Here is a 624-nt window from a genome sequence, read left to right on the forward strand (position 1 = left end):
TGGCAGTTAGCAGTGGTAGGTCTGATAGCTTTTGCTGTGGATTGACAACGACTGCTTCGAGTAAAGTTTGATAGTGCCCTACCATCCGCGTGATGGTGGCGGCATCAAACAAATCTGTATTGTATTCAAAAAAGCCGCTTAATCCAGCGCTTGTGTTCTCCAGAACTAAAGTTAAATCAAACTTGGCTGTCTCGCTTTCGATTGGCAGTGCACAGAGCGTTAAGTCGGTCAGTTCCAACTCAGGCATCGGTGCATTTTGCAGCACAAACATCACTTGGAACAGTGGTGTATAGCTTAAAGAACGCTGCGGTTGCAATTGCTCGACTAACTGCTCAAAGGGTAGGTCTTGATGGGCGTAAGCACCAAGTGCCACTTCCCGCATTTGCAACAGGAAATCGCTAAAACTGGGGTTGCCAGATAAATTGCTCCGCAGCACTAAAGTGTTGACAAATAAACCAATTAACTGCTCTATTTCACTGCGATTGCGGTTGGCAATTGGTGTGCCAACGCAGATATCAGTTTGCCCGCTGTAACGACTCAGCAATGTTTGGAACGCTGCTAAGAGTGTCATGAACAGCGTCACTTCTTGTTTCTGGCTGAAGGCAGTTAGCGCTGCACTCAGTT

General features: G+C 47.0%; 1 protein-coding gene. It reads right to left on the bottom strand.

Annotated elements, in window-relative coordinates; all coding sequences use genetic code 11:
* Window positions 1-624 (bottom strand): condensation domain-containing protein (locus AABK37_RS41765; RefSeq protein WP_432557238.1); only part of this gene is annotated, 624 nt, incomplete at both ends.

Origin of the sequence: Tolypothrix sp. VBCCA 56010, from assembly GCF_050875635.1 — a bacterium.
Taxonomy (GTDB): Bacteria; Cyanobacteriota; Cyanobacteriia; order Cyanobacteriales; family Nostocaceae; genus Hassallia.